The organism is Streptomyces sp. NPDC102441 (assembly GCF_044765585.1).
Lineage (GTDB): Bacteria > Actinomycetota > Actinomycetes > Streptomycetales > Streptomycetaceae > Streptomyces.
In genome coordinates, this window is sequence record NZ_JBIWKH010000026.1 from 57,953 (window position 1) to 77,060 (window position 19,108).

Below are 19,108 nucleotides of genomic sequence, written 5' to 3' on the forward strand. Positions count from 1 at the left end.
CAGGGAGAGACGATGACCCAGCCCGACGAGAAGTTCGCGTCCGTACCGGCGCACCTGCAGGCGGAGCTGCTGCGCCGCCTGGCCGGAGAGTCCGTGTCCGGGGACCGGCCGATCCCGGCCGCCCCCCGGGACGGCCTGCTGCCGATGTCCTCCGCGCAGGAACGGCTCTGGTTCCTGGCCGAACTGGAGCCGGACAGCGCCGAGTACAACACGCTGCGCGCGCTGCGGCTGCGCGGCGAGCTCGACGCCACGGCGCTCGGCGCCGCGCTCGACGAGGTCGTGCGCCGGCACGAGATGCTGCGCACCACGTTCGACGCGGTCGACGGCCGTGGCGTCCAGGTCGTGCACGAGCACACCGACCGGGCACTGCCGATCGTCGACATGGCGGGGCCCGACGCGGAGGCGACGGTCGAGCGCTTCCTCGCGGCGGAGATGAACACACCGTTCGACCTGCGACGTGGGCCGCTCCTGCGGGCCGCGCTGCTGCGCGTGGACGCCCGCGAGCACGTGCTCGTACTAGCCATGCACCACATCGTCTGCGACGGCTGGTCGACCGGGCGGATGCTCGGCGAACTGGCCGCCGCCTACGAGGCGGTGGCCGGCGGCGCCGCGGTGTCCCTGCCGCCCGTGCCCGTGCAGTACGCCGACTTCGCCGTCTGGGAGCGTGAGCGGTCCACGACGCTCGACGAGCAGCTCGGCTACTGGCGCGACCGCCTCGCGGGGATGCGCACGGCCGACCTGCCCACCGACCGGCCGAGGCCCCCCGTCCGTACACCCGCGGGCGCGACCCTGCCGGTGGAGATCCCCGCCGACGTGCTGAGCCGGCTGCGGGAGCTGAGCCGTGGGAGGGACGCGACGCTGTTCATGGCCCTGGTCACGGTCACGAAGGTGCTGCTGGCCCGGTACTGCGGCGAACCCGACGTGGCGGTCGGCACGGTCACGCTGGGCCGGCCGCGGCCCGAGCTGGAGAACCTGATCGGCTTCTTCATCAACACCGTGGTGCTGCGCTCCCAGGTCGAGGAGTCGCTGTCGTTCACGGAACTGCTCGGCGACGTACGCACCGGCCTGCTGGAGGCGTTCGCCCACGACGAGGTCCCCTTCCAGCGCCTCGTCGACACGCTGCGCCCCGAGCGGGACGCGTCCAGGCCGCCGCTGGTGCAGGTGATGGTCAACCTGCAGAACATGGCCGACACGCTGCCGGCCTTCCAGGGGCTTGACGTCACCGAGATCCAGCCGCCGGTCGACGTCGCGAAACTGGACCTCACGTTCGACTTCTACGAGGACGCGTCCTCGCTCGTCTGTTACCTGGAATACAGCACCGACCTGTTCGACCGGGCGACCGTCGAGCGGCTCGGCGGCCACCTCGTCACACTGCTGCGCGCGGTGTCCGAGGAGCCCGCCGCCCCGCTCGCCGGTCTGTCCATGCTGCCGGCCGACGAGCTGCGGACGCTCACCGCCGACTGGCAGGGCCCCGCCCTCGCGGCACCGGCCGCGCGGACCCTGCACCAGATCTTCGACGAGCAGGCGGCCCGGACGCCGGACGCCGTCGCGGTGAGCGACGGCAGCCGACGGCTCACCTTCGCCGAGCTCGCCGCGCGGGCGGGCCGGCTCGCGCACCACCTGGTCGCGGCCGGCGTCCGCCCGGGTGTGCTGACCGGCGTCTGCCTCGACCGGGGCGTGGACGCGATGGTCGCGCTGCTGGCCGTGCTCAAGTCCGGTGGGGCGTTCGTGCCGCTCGACCCCGAACACCCCGCGCAACGGCTGGCGATGATGCTCGGCGATGCCGGGGCTCCGGTGCTGATCACCGACTCGGGGGCGGTGGGTGAGGGCGCCTGGACCACGATCCGGCTCGACACCGACCAGGACGCGATCGCCCGCCACCCCGCCACACCGCCCGCCACGGCCGCCGGGCCCGACGACCTCGCGTACGTCGTCTACACCTCGGGCTCGACCGGCCGCCCGAAGGGCGTGATGGTCAGTCACCGCAACGCCGTCCACATGATGCGCGCCTGGGACGCCCGCTACGACCTGACCGGGCTGCGGGGCCGTTCCCTGTCGGTGTCCAGCCTCGCCGTGGACCTGTTCCTCGGCGACTTCCTGATGTCCGCGATGTACGGCGGCGAGATGGTGATCTGCCCGGCGGAGGTGATCACCGACCCGCCCGCGCTGGCCGCACTGATCGCCGAGGCCCGCCCCCAGCTGCTGGTGACCACCCCGTCGCTGGCCAAGGCGGTCGCCCAGGAGCTGTCCTGGACCGGCGGCCGGGCGGACTCGCTGCGCGTCCTCGCGGTCGGTTCGGAGGCCTGGCTGGCCGACGACGCGGCCGCGGTCCTGGAGCTGCTGCCCCCCGACGCGGTCGTCACCAACAACTACGGCGCCACGGAGACCACCGTGGACTCCACGACATACCAGCTGCGGGCCGGCGCTCCGGGCGGTGCGGCGGTCGTGCCGGTAGGCCGGCCGCTGGGCAACACCCGCACCTACGTGCTCGACGCCCGGATGCGCCCGGTACCCGTCGGCGTACCCGGCGAGATCCACATCGGCGGCGACGGTGTGGCACAAGGCTACTGGAACCGGCCCGAGCTGACCGCGCAGCGCTTCCTCGACGACCCGTTCACGGGCGGGCGGCTCTACCGCACCGGCGACATCGGGCGCTGGCGCCCCGACGGCAACCTGGAGTACCTCGGCCGCGCGGACGACCAGGTCAAGGTCCGCGGCTTCCGGGTGGAACTCGGCGAGGTCGAGGCCGCCATGCTGCGGCACCCCGGCATCGCCGCGGCGGCCGCCGCGGTACGGGCCGACACGGCCGGCCGTGACCGGCTCGTCGGATACCTCCTCGCGGACGGTGCCGCGCCCACCCTCACCGAGCTGCGCGCCTTCCTCGCGGGGATCGTGCCCGACCCGGCTATACCCTCCGCCCTCGTCGTCCTCGACGAGCTTCCGATGACACCGAGCGGCACGCTCGACCGCAAGGCGCTGCCGGCTCCGGCGGTCACCGACCACGCCACCGGGAACCACATAGCGCCGCGCAACCACACCGAGTCCGAACTCGCCGCGATCTGGGCACAGGTGCTGGGCCTCCGGCCGGGCACGGTCGGCGTCGGCGACAACTTCTTCGAGCTCGGCGGCGACTCGATCGTCGGGCTACAGGTCGTGTCGAAGGCGCGGCGGGCAGGCCTGCGCCTGACCGCCAAGCAGATCTTCCTGCACCAGACCGTCGCCGAACTGGCCGCCTTCGTGCAGGTCGCGGACCAGCCGGCGCCGCGTACGGCCGCCCCCGCGACCGGGGACGTGCCGCTCACCCCGGTGCAGCGCTGGTACTTCGAGCAGTACCCCGAGGGCGCCGTCCACTTCAACCAGTCGATGTTCGTCGACCTCGCGCCCGGCACCGACCCGGCCGCCCTGCGCACGGCCGTCACGGCGCTGCTCGGCCACCATGACGCGCTGCGGCTGCGTGCCGTTCTCGCCGACGGGACCTGGCGGCAGCACTGCGCGATCGCCGGGACGGGCGAGCCGTTCCGCACCGTCGACCTGTCCGGCCTCGACGGCCCCGCCCGTGAGAGGGCGGTCCGTGAGGCGGTCACGGCGGCACAGACCGGCTTCCGGCTCGACGAGGGGCCCCTGCTCCAGGCGGTGCTCTTCTCCGGTGCGCCAGAGCCCGACCGGCTGTTCGTCACGCTGCACCACCTCGTCGCCGACGGGGTCACCTGGCGTCTGCTGCTCTCCGACCTGGAGCTCGCCTACGAACAGGCCGCGCGTGGCCGGATCGTGGACCTCCCGGAGAAGTCCACCGGCTTCCGGGAGTGGTCGGCCCGGCTGACCGAGGCGGCCGTCTCCGGCCGCTTCGACAGCGAGCGGCCGTACTGGAAGGCCGCGGAGGCCGCGTCCGCCGCCTGCCCGCCCCTGCCCGTCGCCGGCGCGGCACCGGACACGCTCGTGAACGCCCGCACGGTCGGGACCGGTCTCGACGCCGAGGTGACCCGCGCGCTGCTGCGGGACGTGCCGGCGGCGTACCGCACACAGGTCAACGACGTCCTGCTGACCGCGCTCGCGGCGGTGCTGGCCGACTGGACGGGCGGCGACGCCGTCGCGGTCGAGCTGGAGGGCCACGGCCGCGAGAACCTCTTCGACGACGTCGACCTGTCCCGTACGGCGGGCTGGTTCACCACGCTCTTCCCGGTCGTGCTGCCCGTGCCGGGCGAGGACTGGGGCACCCGGCTCAAGGCCGTCAAGGAGACCCTGCGCGCCGTCCCCGAGGCCGGCATCGGCTACGGCGCCCTGCGCTATCTGACCGAGGACTCCGGCCTCGGCGGCGGCCGCTGCCAGGTCGGCTTCAACTACCACGGCCACTTCGACGTGGTCACGGGCGACGGCCTGCTGCGCGGCTGGCGGCCCAGCCCGGTACCGGACCGCAGCCCGGACCTGACCCGCCCGAACCCCCTGGAGATCACCGGGATGGTCCGCGACGGCCGGCTGGAGTTCTCCTGGGAGTACTCGGCCGCGCTGCACGACGAGGCGGTGATCGCCGGCCTCGCGGCCCGGTTCACCGCCGCGCTCACCGACATCGTGACCCACTGCGCCGGAGCCGGCGGCTGCACCCCGTCCGACTTCCCGCTCGCCGCGCTCGACCAGGCGGGCGTCGACCGGATCGCCGGGGACGGCCGCACGGTCGAGGACGTCTACCCGCTCACACCGATGCAGAGCGGCCTGCTGTTCCACTCGCTCGACGCGCACGAGGACGACATCTACTTCACCCACGTCGGGCTCGTCCTCGAAGGTGTCACCGACCCCGCCCTGCTGGCCGAGGCGTGGCAACGGGTCGTCGACCGCACGCCCGTGCTGCGTACGGCGATCGCCGACGCCGAGGGCGGACGCCCCCTGCAGGTGGTCCACAGGGACGTACGCGTCCCCGTCCTCGTCGAGGACTGGTCGGAGCTGACCGAGGCACAGCAGCAGGAGCGCATCCGACTGCTGTCCGAGACCCCGGGCGAACCGCTGGACCTGTCGCGCCCGCCGCTGCTGCGACTGCACCTGGCCCGGCTCTCCGCGTCCACCGTCCATCTGCGCTGCTCGTCGCACCACCTGCTCCTCGACGGCTGGAGCTTCGCCGACGTGCTCGGCGAGGTCTTCGCGGAACACGCCGCGCTCAGCGGACGCGAGGTCGCGCCGCCGCTCCCGCGCCGCCCGTTCCGCGAGTACGTGCGCTGGCTCGGCGAGCAGGACACCACCACGGCGCAGGCGTACTGGACCCGCCTGCTCGCCGGGTTCTCCGCGCCCACCGCCCTGCCGTACGACCGGGCGCCGCTGCGCTCGCACCAGTCCCGCGACACCGGGCACATCGACCTCGCGCTCACGGCGGAGGAGACCGGGCGGCTGGAGAGCTTCGCCCGGGAGGCCCGGGTCACCGTCAACACCCTGATCCAGGGCGCCTGGGCCCTGCTGCTGTCCCGTCACAGCGGCGACCGGCAGGTCTGCTTCGGTACCACGGTGGGCGGCAGGCCCGCCGAACTGCCGGGCTCGGACGAGATGGTCGGCCTGTTCATCAACACACTGCCCGCCCGGCTGACCGTCTCGCCCGGCAGCGAGCTGCGCGCCTGGCTGCGCGAGATCCAGGAGCAGCAGGTCGACGGCCGCCAGTACGAGTACGTCTCCCTGGCCCAGGTGCGGCAGTGGGGCGCGGTCCCGGCGGGCACCGACCTCTTCGACAGCTGCGTGGTCTTCGAGAACTTCCCGTACGACGAGCACGCGGCCGAGCGCCACGGTCTCGGGGTGCGGTCGCTGGCCGGCCTGGAGACGTCGAACTTCCCGCTCACCTGCGTGGCGCACATGGTGGACGGACTCCACCTGCGGCTCGGTTACGACCCGCACCTGTTCGACGACACCACCGCGGACCGCTTCGCCGGTCATCTGCTCGGCATGCTCGACGCGATGGTGGCGGCACCCGGCACCACGCTGCGAGACCTGCCGATGGTCCGCGGTGCCGAACACCACCTGCTGACCGAGGAGTTCAACGGAACCCCGTCCGGCTATCCGGACCGGTGCCTGCACGAGCTCTTCGCGGAGGTCGCCCGCGAGCACCCAGGCCGGCCGGCGGTCGCAGCGGGCGACACCCGGCTCACCTACGCCGAGCTGGACGCCTGCTCCGACCGGCTCGCCCACATTCTCGTCGGGCGGGGCGTCGGCCCTGAGGTGCCCGTGGGCATCTGCCTGCCGGGCGGCGCCGAGATGGTCACCGCCATGCTCGGCGTCCTCAAGGCGGGCGGCGCGTATGTGCCGCTCGACCCCGGGTACCCGCCGGAGCGCCTCGCCCATCTCTTCGGTGACTCGGGCGTGCCGGTGCTGCTCACCAGCGCCGCGCTCGCGCCCGGCCTGCCGCCGACCGGCGCCGAGGTCCTGCTGGTCGACGACCCGGAGATCGACGCTCTGCGGCCGGGGCACGCTGCCGGGCCGCCGCCCTCGCGGACCGTCCAGGACAACCTGGCCGTGCTCGTCTACACCTCGGGCTCGACCGGCACGCCCAAGGCGAGCATGGTCACCCACCGCGGTCTCGTCCGTCTGGTGCGCGCCGAGGGCGAGCACACCTTCGGCGACGCCGCCACGGTCGCCCAGCACCACTCGATCTCGTTCGACGCCGCGCAGAACGAGCTGTGGCAGACCCTGCTGAGCGGCGCGTGCCTGGCCGTGCGGCCCGGCGACTTCCGCTCGGTCGACGAACTCGACAAGTTCCTGCGCGACAACGAGGTGGAGGCCATGTCGTTCTCGGCCGGCTTCTTCCACGCCGTGGCCGACACCGACCCGGGAATCCTCGCGGGGCTGCGCAAGGTCGTCGTCGGTGGCGAGGCGCTGTCCGCACCGCACTGCGCACGCGTACTCGACCGGCTGCCCGGCCTGCGGATCGTCAACGCGTACGGTCCCACCGAGTGCTCGGTGACCGCTACGTGCTTCCCGGTCGAGCGCGGCGGGCAGCCCGGACGGACCGTCCCGGTCGGCCGGCCCAGCGCGGACGCCCGGGTCTACCTGCTCGACAGGGACCTGCGGGTGGTCCCGGTGGGCGTGGCCGGGGAGGCGTATCTCGCCGGGGACGGAGTGTGCCGCGGTTACCGGGACCGGCCCGCGATGACCGCGGAACGCTTCCTGCCGGATCCGTTCGGTACGCCCGGTTCCCGGATGTACCGCACCGGCGACCTGATGCGCTGGCGTCCCGACGGCACGCTCGAGTTCGTCGGCCGTACGGACGACCAGGTGAAGCTGCGCGGCTACCGCATCGAGCTCGGCGAGATCGAGCAGGCGCTCGTCCGGCACCCGGACGTGGCACAGGCGGCCGTCATCGTCCGAGAGGACCAGCCGGGCCGCCGGCGTCTCGTCGGGTACGTGGTCTCGGAGCAGGACCCGGCCGAACTGAACGCGTACCTGGCCGCCCGCCTTCCGGAGTACATGGTCCCGGCCGTGTTCGTCCGGCTGGAGCGGATACCGCTCACCCCGCACGGCAAGGTCGACCGCCGCGCCCTGCCGGAGCCCACGGCCTCGGCGGCCGGCCGGGCCTCGGTCGAGCCGCGCACCGCCGACGAGCGCACGATGGCCACGATCTGGGCGGAGGTGCTCGGCGTGGAGCGCGTCGGCGTCACCGACGACTTCTTCGACCTCGGCGGCGACTCGATCCTCAGCATCCAGGTCGTGTTCAGGAGCCGCCGGGCGGGACTGCAGGTCTCCTCCAGCGACCTGTTCCGCCACCCGACCGTCGAGCAGCTGGTCGCCGCCGCCGGCCGGGACCGCCAGGTCGACGCCGTCCAGGAGGCGGAGGCCGGCGACGTGCCGCTCACTCCGATCCAGCACGAGTTCTTCGCGCGCAACACGGTCGCCCCGCAGCACCTCGCCCAGTCCGTCCACGTCGAGCTCGCCGAGGGCGCCGACGAGGCGGCGCTGCGGGCCGCGCTCGCGGCGGTCGTCGCGCACCACGACGCGCTGCGGATGCGGTTCACGCGCGACGAGGGGGGCCGCTGGGCGCAGCGGAACGCCGCGACCGAGACCGGCGAGCTGTTCGAGCGCCACGACCTCTCGGGAATGACCGACGAGGAGCTGCCCCAGGTCATGAACCGGCTCGCGGAGGCCGCCGACACGGGTTTCGACCTGGCGACCGGGCCGTTGGTCCGGGCGGTCCTGTTCGACCTCGGCCCGGACCGGCGGGCGCGTCTGCACCTGACCGTGCACCACCTCATGATCGACGCGGTGTCGTGGCGGATCATCAACCACGACCTGGACCTCGCCTACCGGCAGGCGCTCGACGGCGAGACGGTCGACCTGGGCGCCAAGACCTCCTCGTTCCGGCAGTGGGCCACACGGCTCGCGGCGCACGCGGCAGACGGCGGTTTCGCCGGTCAGGCCGAGCACTGGGACGCGGTGCCGGAGGCGTCACCGCTGCCGGCCGACGGCCACGGACCGAACGTGGTGTCGTCGCGGCGGATCATGCCGGTGCGGCTCGGGAAGGAGGAGACCTCGGCGCTGCTGCACGTGGCGCCGGGCAGGTTCCGGGCCCGGGTCAGCGACGTGCTGCTCTCCGCGCTGGCCTGGACGATGTGCCGCTGGTCCGGCGACGACCGGCTGGTGATCGAGATGGAGGGCCACGGCCGTGAGGAGATCTTCGACGACATCGACCTGTCCCGCACCGTCGGGTGGTTCACCAGTTCGTACCCCGTCGCGCTGAAGGTGCCGGGACGGACGGACGACGAGGCCGACTGGCCCGCCGTCGTGCGGTCGGTGCGCCGCTGCCTGCGCGCCGTTCCCGGCAACGGGCTCGGTTACGGAGCCCTGCGCCACCTCGCCGGCTCCACCGGCACACCGGCGGTGGAGCACGCGCCTCCCGCGGTGCTGTTCAACTACCACAGCCAGACCGAGGAGATCACCCGGACGGCCGGCCGCTCGCTGTTCCACGCCTTCCACGACCCGATCGGCCAGGAACAGGACGACCGCGAGCGGGTCGTGCAGGCTCTGGAGGTGGTCGGCGCGGTCGAGGGCGGCCGGCTCGGCTTCGACCTCTACTACTCGGTCGACCTGCACGAGCCCGCGACGATCGCGCGGGCCGGCTCCGAACTCGCGGCGGCGCTGCGGTCGATCGCCCGGCTCTGCGAGCCTGCCCTCGGGACGGAGGAGGCCCGGTGAACGAGTTGCTGGCGGAGCTCGCGCTCCGGCACGGCGTGCCCGGCGCGCAGTTGGCGCTCTGGCGGGACGGCCGCCTCCTCACGGCGGAGACCGGTGAGGAGGCGGCCGGATCGGGAAGGCCGGTGACGGCCGCGACGGCGTTCCCGCTCGGATCGCTGACCAAGCCGTTCACCGCGACGCTCGCGGGCCTGCTGGCCGCCGACGGCGACGCGGATCTGGACGAGCCCCTGGCGGAGCAGCTGGGCGAGCTGCGCGCGTGCCCGGAGTTCACGCTGCGGCAGGTCCTCAGCCATACCGCGGGCCTGGCGGCCAACACCGCCGAGCTGCTGCCACCCGGAACCACCCGCGCGAGATGGCTCGCCGGCCACGCGGCCGAGCTGGCCGTCCACGAGCCCGGAACGGTCTTCTCCTACTCCAACCCGGGCTACCTGATCGCCGGCCGCCTGGTCGAGGAGATCACCGGGCTGGACTGGGCGGAGGCCGTGCACGCGATGCTGCTGCGCCCGCTGGGGCACGACGCCACGGCGCCGGTCGCCCTGGGCCATCTCGTACGCCCCGACAGCCGTCCCCGGCCCATTCCGGAGCAGTCCGTACCGCCTCTGGAGGACCCGGCCGCCGGCCTGCGCGCCTCCGCCCGCGACCTCGCGGTGTTCGGCGCCGCGCACCTGGGCCTGGGCCCAGGCGCGGCCCTGCTCGACGCCGCGACGGCGCGGTCGATGCGCGAGGACGTCACGGAGGAGCTCGCCGTGGGTGCCCACGGGCTGGCGGGCGGCTGGGGCGCCGGATGGTCGCGGTACGGGGCCTGGTTCGGCCACGACGGCACCGGCGACGGCGCGTGGAGCCATCTGCGCGCGAACCCGTCGACAGGAACCGTGGTGGCGCTGACCGCCAACGGCAGCACCGGCGCGCGCCTGTGGGAGTCGCTGCTCGGGCGGCTGGGCGAGACCGGCCTGGAGGTCGGCGACGATCCCCGCGACACGGACGGCGCCGAGCCCGTCGCGGCGCCGCCGGAGTGCGCGGGGCACTACGCGAACGGCGGCTGGTCGTGCCGGGTCGTGGCCGAGGACGGCGGGCTCCTGCTCTCGGTCGCCGGAGCGGCGCCGGTCCGGCTCGTCGTCGGCAAGGACCTCTCCTTCCGTACGCCGTCGGGCAGCGGTCCGCGCGCCGCGCTGCCGTATCTCGGCCGGTTCCTGCGCGACCCGGCGACCGGAGACGTCGACCGTGTGCAGATCACCGGGAGGCTCAGCGTCCGGCAGCGGTAGCGCGTCACGTGGCGGGCCCGTTCCCCGAACGGGCCCGCCGCACCGCCGTGTACGGCCGTCAGCGGCCTTCCAGATAGGTCAGCACGGCCCGGACCCGGCGATGGCCCGCGTCGGCCTCGGTGAGCTCGAACTTCGAGAAGATGTTGCCGATGTGCTTGTGTACGGCGTTGTCGGTGATGGACAGCTTCTTGGAGAGCGTGGTGTTGTCGTGCCCCTCCGCCATGAGCGCCAGGACCTCACGCTCCCGGCGGGTGAGCGTGGACATCGGCTGTGTCCGCACGGCGAGCAACTGGGCCACCACGTCCGGGTCGAGCGCCGTGCCTCCGGCGGCCACCCGGTCCAGCGCCTCCAGGAACTCGTCCACCCGGCTGATGCGGTCCTTGAGCAGATAGCCGACGCCGCCCCCACTGCTGGAGAGCAGCTCGGACGCGTACGTCTGCTCCACGTACTGGGACAGCACCAGGACCGGCAGGCCGGGATGGATGCGCCGGGCCTCGATCGCGGCCCGGATCCCCTCGTCGCGGAACCGTGGCGGCAGCCGCACGTCGACGATGGTGACCGCCGGGCGGTGCCGGTCGACCGCGGCCAGGAACTCCTCGGCGTCACCAGCGACTTCGGCGACCTCGTAGCCGGAACCGGTCAGCAGCAGCTCCAGTCCTGTGGCGAGCAGGACGTTGTCCTCCGCGATGACTATCCGCACGGCAGCTCCACGGTGATCATGGTGGGGCCGCCCGCCGGGCTGACGACCGTGACGCTGCCGTCGAGAGCCTGTGCGCGGCCGCGGAGACCGGCCAGTCCGGTGCCGCCGTTCTCCCGCGCCCCGCCCACCCCGTTGTCGGTGACGACGACCGTCAGCACGTCCTCGACGTACCGCACTCTGAGCGCCGCCTCGGTGGCCCGGCTGTGTTTGGCCACGTTCGTCAGCGCCTCGATGACCGCGAAGTAGGCGACCGTCTCGATGGCCGCCGGGATCCGGTGCAGCTCGCCGATGTCGATGGAGACCGGCACCCCGCCCCGGGCGGCGACGGTGCGCAGGGCGCCCGGCAGCCCGCGGTCGGCGAGGATGGGCGGGTAGATACCGCGGAGCACCTCGCGGAGCTCGACCATCGCCTCCTCGGTGACATCGGTCGCCTCGCGCAGCATCCGGGCCGCGACGGCCGGGTCGCGGTCGAGACACCGCTGGGCCACCGCGAGCCGTATGGCCACGGCCACCAGCCGCGCCTGGGTGCCGTCGTGCAGGTCGCGTTCGATCCGCCGCAGCTCGGCGCCGTGCGCCTCCAGCGCGTCACTGCGGGTGCGGGTGAGCGTGGCCACGCGATCGGTGAGTCTCTGGGTACGCGACGACGCGAGCACGGAGAGAGTCAGGCGGGCGTAACCCGTGGCGAGCAGCGGCAGCGCGAGGCAGCCGGCGGCGAGCAGGACGCTCCCCACCGACGGGCCGACGATGACGTCGCCGTGCCCGCCGACCACCGGGACGTCCAGCACCGTCTTCGGGCTGCCCTGCGCCGGAAACGCCCACCACAGCAGCAGCGTCACCACGACCAGCAGCGCGTTGCCGACGCAGAGGACCGCGACGAGCCCGCAGGCGAGGCCGAACGTGACGTGCAGGGTGAGCCAGTACAGATGGCGGGGCAGGGCGATGCTCTGCGCGCGGACCGGGTGGCCCAGCAGACGGCCGGCTCGCTGCCGGTGCCACTCGGACCACGACTGGCGCATGCCCGGGTGACAGACCAGCAGGAACGACAGAAGGCTCATCGCCGCGGTGCAGAACTGTCCGAGCAGATAGACCCCGGCACGCAGCGGCGGCGCCGCCCAGGCACGGACCACCGGAGCAGACCTGGCCGCCAAGCGCATTACAGCTGGCTGTAGTTCTTTCCCTGGGGCAGAGGGTATGGGCTCATCGGCGCCGGAGGCCATAGCATGCCGCTCGGGCCGAGTGTCCGGAATCAGAAGTGGATAAGATCGGCCCACCTCCGCCGGAGTGGAACGGGAACGGCGGACCGGTTGCACAACCTACCTCCCGAGCGTTGAAAGAGATCACCATGACTGACCAGCGTCCGGTTCTGCGGCTGTGCCACGTCGGCACGATCGGAGCCGGGGGCACCGAGTCCAGATATGCGATCGAGAACGTGACGTTCGCCTGCGAGGCCGGCACCTGGACGGCGTTGGCCGGGCCTGCCGCCGCGGGCAAGACCAGCGTCCTGCGGTGTGCGGCCGGTCTGGATCCGGTGGTGGCGGGCGAGGTCCGTCTCGCCGAGGGTCTCCGGATCGCGCACGTCGGGCTCCGGCCGGTGAAGGAGCAGCTGGCGACGGTCGGCACGCTCGCCTCGGAGCTCGCCCGGCTGCCGGCCGTGGCGGCCGAGCCGCTGCGTGAGGCGCTGCACCGGCTGGACCTGTGGGAGGACCGGGACACCGCCGTGAGCGGCCTGACGGAGAACCGGCAGCGCGCGGCCGCGGTCGCGCTCGCGCTCGCCGGCGCCCCCGACGTGCTGCTCGCCGACGACCTCACCGGCGGGCTTCCGCCCGCCGGTGAGGCGGCGATCCTGGACCTGCTGCGCGACCAGGTGGACACGCGGGGGCTGTGCGTCGTGGCCTCCGCCACGGGCCTGTCCTCCCTGGAACGGGCCGACGCGGTGGTGCTGCTCGCCGACGGCCGGGTGGTCGAGACGCGGGTCATGCCCTAGACCGGCCGCCCCGCAGCTCACCTGCCCACGGCCTTCTCGGGCCGCCCGGCATTCCGGTGAGCTCCGCGGGCAACTCCCTCTGCAGGAGCGCCAGTCCGAGCGGAGTGAGCGTGTGCATGGCGGTCGTGCGGTTGCGTAACGTCGTGATCAGACCCGCCTCGCGCAGCACGGTGGCCTGCTTGCTGGCACCGGAGAGGGAGATCCCGAGACGGTCGGACAGATCGCCCGTGGTGCCGCTTTCGGCCAGTGCGCGCAGCGCGGCCGCACGGGTGGCACCGACCAGGGCGGCCAGCGCCCGGTCGCCCTCGACCTCCGACTCCTCGGGGGCCGAGTCCAGATCGTTGAGATCCAGAGGCACCGAGAAGACCAGAGCGGGCACGCTGGACTGCCGCTCGGAGCGCACGAACACGCAGGTCTTGTCGGGGAGGAAGAGCGAGGGGCTCAGGATCAGGCCACGCCCGTCGAGTTTGATGTCGAGGTCGAGGTCGGACGCGATGCGCAGCTCCGAGGACTCCCATGTCACCTTGGGGTGCAGGCCCGCGAGCAGGAACTCGACACCGTTGGTTATGGACATCCGCCCGCGCACGTCACGCTCGATCTCCAGCCTGGCCTGCATCCGCGACCAGTAGGGCAGGATGCCCGTGCAGCAGAACAGGAAGACCACCTGGGCGAGGCGGCGGGCGCGGGCACGCACGGCAGGCGGCACCGAATCCGCGTCGGCTCCGTCCCGCTCCAGCAGCCACAGAAGATCGGGGATCACCCGGTAATCGGACACGAGATCGTCCACGGCGGGCAGATCGTCCCCGAGACGCTCGCGCACGGACTTGTGCCAACCCACACCACTGCGGGCCCGGTCGCGCCCGAAGCGGTGGAGCGCGAAGACCGCTTCGGACACCGGTCCTAACGTATGAACCATTCTTAACCGTTGAATGTCTTCGCTGGTTACGTGAATGCGCAACATTGCTACCCCCGAGACACAATTTGCACACAAAGCCTATGTGCGTGTCGCCGACAATGGCAAGGATATTCGTTTGCCAATGGGCTTGGTTGCAGCTGGGACCTGTCATGATTTAGCACTCCAGTCGGGTAATTGTGCTCTTCATGACGGGTTTGCATATTGCCGTCGCTAATGCCTGGCCTGAGCGCGTGCCCGACAGCGGCGTCGCCAGGGGGCGGCGAGCCGTCAGGTTCTGTCGTATACGGGTCGGCCGACGAGCGCGGTGAACGGACGCCGGAACCCGGCGAGGAAGGGCGCGATCAGGCCGAACCGCCAGGTGGGGGCGTATGTGTCCGTCGGCGCGGGCGGCGGAAGGGCGAACAGCGGCGGCAGGGCGGGCCTGCCGCCCCTGCGGTCCGGGGGCCCTGGGTGTGGCACGTGCGGTTCGCGGCCCCGGAGTTCGGACCCCGGCCGAGTCCGGCTCTCCGGGCGGCCGGCGAACCGCGCACAGAAACTCCGTAAGAGGCCGTCGCGCTTTCCTGTGTGGCTCGAAAGCGACGACGGTGATTCAGCCACAGTCGTCCGAAATTGAACGTCACATCGTTCCGGACGTCGGCCACGAGGGCGTCGCGGCGCTCCCCGCCGGGCCGCTCCGCACCGCGCCATGGCCGGTGAGGAGCGGCCCGGACGGGCAGGTTGGGAGCCCGGGCAGCACGAAGGACCCCGGTCACGGCTGCGCACTACGACTTCTCCGCGCAGCAGGACTATTTCCCGGAAATCGCCGTCGGTTCGAGGGTGGGTGCCGCGTCCCGCCGTACGAGGCTCCGGGAGAAATTCAGAAAACGAATAAGTTACTCGTCAGTGAATTACGCGCGAATCCGCCGACAGCCGTGTGTGCCGGGACTTGCGCAGATCACGGGTGATATTCAGCCGACGCAGCCAGCGGTCGGTGCCGTCGAAACGCGCCTGGAAGGGCTTACGGCCGTGCACCACCCGGTAGTTGTCGATGAAGACGACATCGCCGGGAGTCAGGGCCACTCCGCCCATCGCGCTGTCCATGGCCTTCCCGATCTCGTCCAGCGCCCGCTGCTCGTCCTCGCCCTGCACACCCTGCATGTAGTAGGGATCCAGCCGGACGTACGGATCCTTCGGCGAGCCGAAGAGAACCGCGACCGGCTCGGGGGACCGCAGGGCGCTGTCCACCCGCTCGGCGCTGCGCCGCATGAGCTCCGCCACTTCGGGGTCCTCCTGGCCGCCCGCGACCTGGTTCTGCGGACGGTGCGAGTCGTCCGGCAGGATCTTGAAACGCTCCTCCTCCAGGACCGCGCGCGTCGCGTCGTCGAGCCGTACGTCGGCGATGTCGGCGAAGGTCGTCTCCACCTCATCGGGGTTGCGCAGGCACATGAGGCCCAGGTAGTCGGTGCGCAGGGGATGGAAGGCGTCCTCGGTGTGCCAGGTGAGCGTCTCCGCGCTTCCCCAGCCGATCTGGCCGTGTTCGTGGGCACGTATCGGGAAGATGTCGTGCATGACCCGCCCGTCCTGCTGGGTGGCCCAGCCGATCGGATCGCCGAGCAGGCAGCCGATGAGGAGGAACGGGATGTCGAGGCGCAGCGTCGCGTCCGGGGCGTCCTTGTCGCGCCAGTCCGGCGGGGTGGGCCCGAGCGTCGCGTCGTCGACCGGCAGCCCGGACACGACCACCACGCCCGACGGCTCGGTCAGCTTGAAGTCGACCAGGGCCGTCCGCAGTTCGCGGGGCAACTCGTGTGCGTAGACCTGGGCGGCCCGGTGCAGGGCGGGGTCCTCGATGGACGAGAAGCGCCCCGAGACCTCCTCGGTGATCTTCTCGATCGCGACGATGTCCTCGTCGCGCAACTGCAGCTTCAGCATCTTCTTCCTCCGTTGTCGGTCGTCAGGAGTGCGCCGGATGGTGTTCGGCCGACGGCTGGGGCAGCGCGAGGCGGCGCAGCGTCGGGCTCAGGGTGCCGCCGGCGGCGACGACCACCAGCAGCGCGGCCGCGCCGAGAATGCGCACCGCGCCGTCCTGGGTGACGGCGGACAGCACGCCGGCGGCGATGGGACCGGCCGTGGCGGCCAGCTCGGAGCCGAGGCCGACCAGGCCGGACAGGCGTCCACGCAGACCGTCGGGTACGGCGGCCAGTTGGCAGGTGATCACGGTCGTGATCGCGACCGGCATGGCCATCGCGGCCACGCCCAGCAGAATGCCGAGCGGCACTCCGCGCGGTGCGTACGCCATGGCGCCGGCGACGGCGGCGAAGACCCAGGTCGATCCGATGACCAGCGTCCCCGGCGACAGCGCCGCCGCGTGCAGACGTTCGGCGACGAGGGCGCCGACCAGGCCGCCCGCGCCGAAGCACGTCATCATCAGGCCCATCTGACCGGGCGCTACGTTGTCCTCGCCCGACACGATGAGCACGAGCACGACCAAGGTGTGGAACGCCAGGTTCACGCCGACGATCCAGATCATCGTCGCCCGTACGACCGGCATCCGCAGCAGCGGCCCGAACCCGCCGAACCTCGGTGCGGCGGCGGCCTCGGCCTTGTCGCCGGCCGGCGGCGCGGCGGCGCGGCGCGGCAGGTGCAGTGCCGCCAGTGCCACGAACGACACCACGAGCACCGAGGTGTTCAGCGTGAACGGCAGCACCTCGTGCAGCCCGAACGTGAAGCCGGCCAGCGCCGGACCGATCAGCAGCGCGGCGAACGGCCGCGCCGCGTTGCGCGCCAGAGCCTGCGACAGCTGGCTCTCCGGTACGACCTGGGGCAGGGCCGCGTGCTCGGCCGGGACGAAGATGCCGGCCGCCGCGCCCTCGACGGCCGCGACGAGCAGGATCAGCCACAGCGGGCAGTCGCCCGTCAGGACGGTGACGGCGACGCTGAGCATCGCCACCGCACGGACGCCCTGGGCGACCACCATCACCCGCTTGCGGTCCACGCGGTCGGCCAGGACCCCGGCGGGCAGGCTGATCAGCGTACGGGCGCCCGCGAGCACCGCGGCGACGCCGGCGACCGCGGACGCCGAGCCCCCGTGGGCGAGCACGAGAAGCGGGAACGCGATGTACGCGATCTCGCCGGCCAACTCGGAGAGGAACATGCCGGACCAGAGAATGCGGTAGTTCCGGTTACGCGGCAGAGGTGTGGTCATGCCGTGCCTTCCCTGTGTGACGGCAGCGGACGCCCCGAGTCTTCCGGCGGCGGGTGGCACCCGCCATGAAGTTGCCCCGTGGACGAAACTCCGAGGCCAGCCGCGTCCCCGCCCCGGCCCGATGCCGTGGCCTGCGCAATGTCTGCACGGTTCAAGTTCATTGAGGACACGGGCGCGCGCGCCGATATTGAGCGCTGAGCCGTGTCCGGCATCCCGGCACGGCAGCCGGACATGACGGAACGGAGTCCTTGATGGCTTTCGCGACAGCGACCGCTTCATCGGAACCGGAGGCGCCCACGCCGCCGGTCCGGCTGACCCCCGTGCCATGGCGGACGGTGTCGTTGACCGCCGCCGCGATGACGGTGTGCCTGCTGGTGCTGGCCACCCGGCACGGCTACCACATAGACGAGCTCTACACCCGGGCGGCGAGCCGCCATCTCGCGTGGGGCTACGTCGACCAGCCGCCGCTCGTCGCACTCGTCGCCAAGTTCCAGATGGCGGTGTTCGGGGACAGCCTCTTCGGTTTCCGCGTGGTCCCGGCGCTGCTGGCCTCCGTCGCCGTGCTGCTCGCCCCGCTGATCGCCCGCGAGCTGGGCGGCGGCTCCCGGGCGCAGATGCTCGCGGGGTTCATGGCGTTCGCCTCGGGCCTGGTCATGTACACCGGCCACATCATGGGCACGAACAACTGGGACGAGCTGTCCTGGATCACGGCGTCCTGGCTGCTGATCCGCATGGTGCGCACCCGCGACACCCGCCTGTGGTGGGCGATCGGCGTCGTGGTCGGCGTCGGCCTGACAGCGAAGTACCTGCTGGTTCTGCTGCTCCTCTGCCTCGGGGCCGGACTGCTGGTGTTCGGACCGCGGTGGGTGTTCCGGACCTGGCGCTTCCCGGCCTCGGTCGGCCTGGCCGTGGTCATCGCCTCGCCGGTGCTGATCTGGCAGATGACGCACGGCATGCCGCAGCTGGAGATGAGCGCCGCACTGTCCAAGGCGCTGGCGACGCTGTCCCGGAGCACGTTCATCCCGATGCAGCTCCTCCTCATCGGCTTCTTCCTGAGCCCGGTGTGGATCGCCGGGCTGGTCGCGCTCATGCGCCGGCCCGAGTGGCGGGCCTACCGGTTCGTCGGCTGGTCCTACCCGCTGATGGTGGTCGTGCTGCTGGTCGTCGGAGGGCAGGGCGCCTACACGACCTCGCTGCAGTACGTACTGCTCGCCGCCGGGGCCGTGGTCGTCGACCGGTGGGCGCGCAACGCCCGGCGGATCGGGGTGATCGGCGGACTGACCGGGCTCAACGCGGTGAGCTGCGCGATCCTGCTGCTGCCGACGCTCCCGGTCAACGCGTACGCGAACAACGCCGTCCTCAGCGAGATGGCCATCGTCCAGTTCGACCAGGTCGGCTGGCCGGCGATGACCCAGCAGGTGGGCGCCGTCTACCGGTCGCTGCCGCCGGACGAACAGGCGCACACCGTCATCTACGGCAACCACTACGGCCAGGCCGGCGCGATCGACAAGTGGGGTCCGGAGTACGGGCTGCCGAAGGCGTACAGCGGCCACAACTCGTACGCCGACTTCGGCATCCCCGGCGAGGACAAGACCACCGTGATCACCATCGGCGTCGACCCGAAGCAGTTCGGCGAGCTCTTCCAGTCGTGCGAGAAGCGCGGCGAGTACAGGAACGACCTGCCGGTGTCCGACGACGGCCAGAAGTTCATGGTGTGCCGGGGCCCGTTGATGTCCTGGCCGCACCTGTGGGAGCAGCTCCGCTGGATCGGCTTCCAGTGCCCCTACACGGCCGAGGCGGTCACGGCCGGCAGCGGCAAGAGCTGCGACTGATCCGCTACGGGGGACGGGTGCCGGCGCCGCGGTGAGTCATCGCGGCGACGGCCACCTTGGCGCCTCTCCGGGTCGCC

At 72.3% G+C, this 19,108-nt stretch carries 9 protein-coding genes; 4 read left to right on the plus strand and 5 right to left on the minus strand.

Going from position 1 to position 19,108, the window contains the following annotated elements:
* The first annotated feature begins 12 nt into the window (after positions 1-12).
* Both ACIREO_RS38185 and ACIREO_RS38190 read left to right on the plus strand, forming a co-directional pair.
* Positions 13-9,156: an amino acid adenylation domain-containing protein gene (locus tag ACIREO_RS38185; protein ID WP_404119252.1), complete on the plus strand. Its 9,144-nt coding sequence runs from the start codon at positions 13-15 to the stop codon at positions 9,154-9,156.
* Positions 9,153-10,418, plus strand: coding sequence for a serine hydrolase domain-containing protein (locus tag ACIREO_RS38190; RefSeq protein WP_404119254.1), 1,266 nt, complete (start codon positions 9,153-9,155; stop codon positions 10,416-10,418). The genes ACIREO_RS38185 and ACIREO_RS38190 overlap by 4 nt, the downstream gene beginning before the upstream one ends.
* A gap of 58 nt (positions 10,419-10,476) precedes the next feature.
* Here ACIREO_RS38190 and ACIREO_RS38195 read toward each other — a convergent pair whose 3' ends face one another.
* Together ACIREO_RS38195 and ACIREO_RS38200 are read right to left on the minus strand one after the other, a co-directional pair.
* On the minus strand, positions 10,477-11,118 hold the full coding sequence (locus ACIREO_RS38195) for a response regulator (protein ID WP_404119255.1): 642 nt from the start codon (positions 11,116-11,118) through the stop codon (positions 10,477-10,479).
* The gene (locus tag ACIREO_RS38200; RefSeq protein WP_404119257.1) at positions 11,109-12,245 is read right to left on the minus strand and encodes a sensor histidine kinase; all 1,137 of its coding nucleotides are present in this window, start codon (positions 12,243-12,245) and stop codon (positions 11,109-11,111) included. The genes ACIREO_RS38195 and ACIREO_RS38200 overlap by 10 nt, the downstream gene beginning before the upstream one ends.
* A gap of 215 nt (positions 12,246-12,460) precedes the next feature.
* On the opposite strand from ACIREO_RS38200, the gene ACIREO_RS38205 reads away from it, so the two are divergent.
* Entirely contained in the window at positions 12,461-13,102 is a 642-nt protein-coding gene (locus ACIREO_RS38205; protein ID WP_404119259.1) for an ATP-binding cassette domain-containing protein, read from the plus strand.
* On the opposite strand, the gene ACIREO_RS38210 is transcribed toward ACIREO_RS38205, so the two are convergent.
* The 3 genes from ACIREO_RS38210 to ACIREO_RS38220 form a co-directional block, all read right to left on the minus strand.
* Positions 13,092-13,997, minus strand: a complete 906-nt coding sequence (locus ACIREO_RS38210) for an ArsR/SmtB family transcription factor (protein ID WP_404119261.1) — start codon at positions 13,995-13,997, stop codon at positions 13,092-13,094. The two genes, ACIREO_RS38205 and ACIREO_RS38210, sit on opposite strands and share 11 nt — an antisense overlap.
* Before the next feature lie 900 nt (positions 13,998-14,897).
* Positions 14,898-15,926, minus strand: a complete 1,029-nt coding sequence (gene gntD / locus ACIREO_RS38215; RefSeq protein ID WP_404119263.1) for a guanitoxin biosynthesis L-enduracididine beta-hydroxylase GntD — start codon at positions 15,924-15,926, stop codon at positions 14,898-14,900.
* Between the two features lie 22 nt (positions 15,927-15,948).
* Positions 15,949-17,199, minus strand: coding sequence for an MFS transporter (locus ACIREO_RS38220; RefSeq protein ID WP_404119265.1), 1,251 nt, complete (start codon positions 17,197-17,199; stop codon positions 15,949-15,951).
* 251 nt (positions 17,200-17,450) lie between these two features.
* Here ACIREO_RS38220 and ACIREO_RS38225 point away from each other — a divergent pair, with 251 nt between their 5' ends.
* On the plus strand, positions 17,451-19,031 hold the full coding sequence (locus ACIREO_RS38225) for a glycosyltransferase family 39 protein (RefSeq protein WP_404119268.1): 1,581 nt from the start codon (positions 17,451-17,453) through the stop codon (positions 19,029-19,031).
* Positions 19,032-19,108 lie beyond the last annotated feature (77 nt).

What these genes read in the sequence shown, in the direction of transcription:
- gntD (WP_404119263.1), bottom strand. Translation starts at nt 15,926, where the DNA reads ATGCTGAAGCTGCAGTTGCGCGACGAGGACATCGTCGCGATCGAGAAG.
- ACIREO_RS38185 (WP_404119252.1), top strand. Translation starts at nt 13, where the DNA reads ATGACCCAGCCCGACGAGAAGTTCGCGTCCGTACCGGCGCACCTGCAG.
- ACIREO_RS38225 (WP_404119268.1), top strand. Translation starts at nt 17,451, where the DNA reads ATGGCTTTCGCGACAGCGACCGCTTCATCGGAACCGGAGGCGCCCACG.
- ACIREO_RS38205 (WP_404119259.1), top strand. Translation starts at nt 12,461, where the DNA reads ATGACTGACCAGCGTCCGGTTCTGCGGCTGTGCCACGTCGGCACGATC.
- ACIREO_RS38220 (WP_404119265.1), bottom strand. Translation starts at nt 17,199, where the DNA reads ATGACCACACCTCTGCCGCGTAACCGGAACTACCGCATTCTCTGGTCC.